This is a genomic window from Pseudomonas sp. CFII68, assembly GCF_000416195.1.
Classification (GTDB): Bacteria; Pseudomonadota; Gammaproteobacteria; order Pseudomonadales; family Pseudomonadaceae; genus Aquipseudomonas; species Aquipseudomonas kilonensis.
On record NZ_ATLN01000086.1, the window covers coordinates 1 to 3,842 of the forward strand.

The 3,842-nt window shown below is 62.6% G+C and carries 3 protein-coding genes; all 3 read left to right on the top strand.

Going from position 1 to position 3,842, the window contains the following annotated elements:
• A partial coding sequence (locus CFII68_RS13290) for a TonB-dependent siderophore receptor (protein WP_018607433.1) occupies positions 1-2,322 on the top strand: 2,322 nt, incomplete at its 5' end.
• A gap of 167 nt (positions 2,323-2,489) precedes the next feature.
• Positions 2,490-3,620 (top strand): PepSY domain-containing protein, encoded by a 1,131-nt coding sequence (locus tag CFII68_RS13285; RefSeq protein WP_018607435.1) that lies wholly within the window; start codon positions 2,490-2,492, stop codon positions 3,618-3,620.
• Positions 3,617-3,796 carry a hypothetical protein gene (locus CFII68_RS27920; protein WP_033062653.1) on the top strand — a complete coding sequence of 60 codons (180 nt, stop codon included), beginning with the start codon at positions 3,617-3,619 and terminating at the stop codon, positions 3,794-3,796. Before CFII68_RS13285 ends, CFII68_RS27920 begins: the two co-directional genes overlap by 4 nt.
• Positions 3,797-3,842: the final 46 nt, after the last annotated feature.

The following is a 3,842-nucleotide window of genomic DNA, read 5'->3' on the forward strand; positions in this document are numbered from 1 at the left end:
ACCTACAACCTGCCCGCCGCGCCACTGGCCAGCACCCTGAACCAGATCGCCAGCCAGGCCGGCCTCGCCCTGAGCCTGAATCCGTCCCTGGCCTCGGGCAAAACCTCGGCTCCGGTCCAGGGCCAGTTCGACGCCACCGGCGCATTGCGCGAGGCCTTGCGCGGCACCGGCCTGCAACTGGAACAAAGCAGCGCCGGCACCTACAGCCTGGTGGCGGTGCCTGAAGGCGTCATGGCCTTGCCGGAAACCAGTGTGATCGGTGCCGGCCTCAGCGAAACCGCGTGGGGCCCGACCGAGGGCTACGTCGCCACCCGCACCGCCGCCGGGACCAAGACGGATACGCCGATTGTCGAACTGCCGCGCTCCGTCTCGGTGGTCACGCGCCAACAGATGGAAGACCGTTCGGTTCTCAACCTCAATGACGCCCTGCGCTACACCGCTGGCGTGCAGAGCAGCGGCTACGGTTCGGATTCGCGCAACGACTGGCTGTTGGTCCGTGGCTTCATACCGACCCAATTCCTCGATGGCCTGCCGCTGCCCAAAGGCAACTACATCACGCCGAAAATCGAGCCCTGGAACCTGGAGCGCATTGCCGTGCTGCGTGGCCCGGCCTCTTCGGTCTACGGCCAGACGCCGCCGGGCGGCATGCTGGACATGGTCAGCCGTCGGCCACAGGCCGAAAGCAGCAATGAAGTCGAGTTGCAGGCCGGCAGCTACGAACATAAGCAGATCAACTTCGACAGCACCGGCAAAGTCGATGACGAAGGCCAGTTCCTCTATCGGCTCAGCGGCACCGTGCGCGACAGCAACGCCCAGGTCGATCACATCCCGGACAAGCGCTACAACCTCGCGCCGAGCCTGACCTGGAACATCAACGACGACACCCGCCTGACCTTCCTGTCGCAATACACCCGCGACGACACCGGTATCACCGGGCAATTCCTGCCGCTGCAAGGCACCAAGCTGTCCTCGCCAGCGGGCAAGATTTCCCACCACAAGAACCTCGGCGACCCGGACTGGGAATTCTACGACCGTACCTACTACGCCCTCGGCTATGCGTTTGAACATCGCCTGAACGACACCTGGCAGTTCCGCCAGAACCTGCGCTACACCAAGAGCGACCTGGAAACCCAGGGCATCTCCGCCGGCGGGCAATTCTCGCCGGCCGGTCCTGATGAAGCGGTGAGCGCCGATGGCACCATCAAGCGCAGTGCCAGTGTAATTGACGAAGACATCAGCCAGTTCGCTGTGGACAACAACTTCCAGGCCGACTTCCAGACCGGCGCCCTCAGCCACACCCTGCTGCTGGGCCTGGACCACCAGCGCTCCAACAGTAATTCGCACTGGGATTGGGGTTCGACTGGCGTGCCGACCAGCAACGTCAACAACCCGACCTACGGACAGGATTTCTCCAACGTCCAGTACTTCACCATGTACGACTACAACCAGAAAACCCACCAGACCGGCCTGTACGTCCAGGACCAGATCGCCCTGGACAACTGGCGCCTGACCCTCGGCGGTCGTGAGGACTGGATTCACACCGGCACCGTGTTCCACAACCTGAACGATGCGACCAACACCCAGCGCGACAAGAAATTCAGCGGCAACGCGGCACTGAGCTATGTCTTCGATAACGGTGTGACGCCGTACATTTCCTTCGCCCAGTCGTTCCAGGCGGCGGCAGGTTCAACCGTCAACAGCACCGAAGCGTTCAAACCCACCGAAGGCGAACAATACGAAGCGGGTATCAAGTACCAGCCACCCGGCACCAAGACCCTGCTGACCGCTGCGGTGTTCGACCTGACCCAGAAAAACAACTCCGTCACCGAAAACAACGTCACCCGCCAGGTGGGAGAAGTCCAGGTACGTGGCCTGGAACTGGAAGCCTCGGGCGACGTGACCGACAACCTCAAGCTCATCGGCTCCTACACCTACAACGACAGCGAAATCACCAAAGGCACGGCGGCGGAAAAAGGCCAGCGCATGGCCCAGGTGCCACGCAACCAGGCCACCGCCTGGGCGGACTACACCTGGCATAACGGCCCGCTGGATGGCTTCGGTATCGGCGCCGGTGTGCGTTATGTCGGCGACACCTACGGCAACACCACCAACACCGACTGGGGCCATGTCGGTTCCTACACCGTGTACGACGCCTCGGCCCATTACGACCTGGGCCGTTTGAACAAGACCCTCAAGGGGGTCACGGTGGCGGTGGACGCGAAGAACCTCTTCAACAAGGACTATCTGTCCACTTGCGACGGCTTCTACTGCTACTATGGCGACCAACGCAACGTCGTCGCCAGCGTGAATTACAAATGGTAAACGGTTAGCATTTGCATACCCACTTTAGCGGGCACTATGTGGGAGCAAGGCTTGCCCGCGATGGAGGCGACTCGGTTTCAGAAAGACCGCATCGCCTGTTTCGCGGGCAAGCCTTGCTCCCACAGATACCCCTCGCCACAAGGTGCCCTTTTGCATCCGGATCGCTCATGAAAAGCAAAACCATCCGCCGCTGGTCCTTCGTCCACACCTGGACCAGCCTGATCTGCACGGTGTTCCTGCTGATGCTGGCGATCACCGGGCTGCCATTGATCTTCCACCATGAAATTGAACACCTGCTGGGCGACGCCCCGCAGCTTCGGGAAATGCCCGCCGACACGCCGCCGCTGGACCTGCAACAACTGGTGGAAAAAGCCAAGGCTCACCGTCCAGGCGAAGTGGTCCAGTATTTTGGCTGGGACGATGACGAGCCCAACGGCGTCATCACCATCATGGCGCCTACACCGGGCACCGAACCCAATGCCTCCCACACCTTCATGCTCGATGGGCGTACCGGCGAGGCCCTGGAAATGCCCTCGGCCAATGGCGGTTTCATGATGGTCATGCTGCGCCTGCACGTGGACCTGTTCGCCGGGCTGCCGGGCAAGTTGCTGCTGGCGTTCATGGGCCTGCTGTTCGTGATTGCCATCGTCTCCGGGGTGGTCCTGTACCTGCCGTTCATGCGTCGCTTGAAGTTCGCCACGGTACGCCAGGACAAATCCACGCGCCTGCGCTGGCTCGACCTGCATAACCTGATCGGCGTGGTCACACTGGTCTGGGCGCTGACCGTGGGCGTCACTGGCGTGATCGCCGCCTGCGCCGACCTGATCATCGCCGCGTGGCGCAACGACAGCCTCAGCGCCATGGTCGAACCCTACCGCAACGCCCCGCCGCTGACCCAGTTGGCGCCGGCCACCCGGTTGCTGGACATCGCCAAGGACGTCGCGCCGGGCATGGAGCCGAGTTTCATCGCCTTCCCCGGCACGCTGTTCTCCAGCGAGCACCACTACAGCGTCTTCATGAAGGGTGACACCCACCTGACCTCGCACCTGCTCACGCCGGTGCTGATCGATGCCACCACCCTGGACGTCACCGCCGTCGCCGAACGGCCGTGGTACATGGACGTCATGAGCCTGTCCCTGCCGTTGCACTTCGGCGACTACGGTGGCCGGCCAATGCAGATCTTCTGGGCGACCCTCGATGTACTGACCATCATCGTCCTCGGCAGCGGCGTTTACCTGTGGCTGGTGCGGCGTAAAGCGGCCAAGCGTGCGACCGTTGGTGCGCAGGTCCTCTCGTGAGGCCTCGGCAGTCGAGTTTCTGGAAGGTGTTTGGTCTTCCCCTGATGATTGGTGCGCTCAGTGCGGCAGGGCTGTTCAGCGCATTACTCGGTGACGGCGTCTGGGATGCGGTGAGCTGGGTGGGTTTAGGGGTGCCGACGGTCTTGGGGGCGTGGGGATTGATCAAGCGCGGATAACTCCTGCCGGACGCGTCCCCTGTGGGAGCGGGCTTGCTCGCGAAGG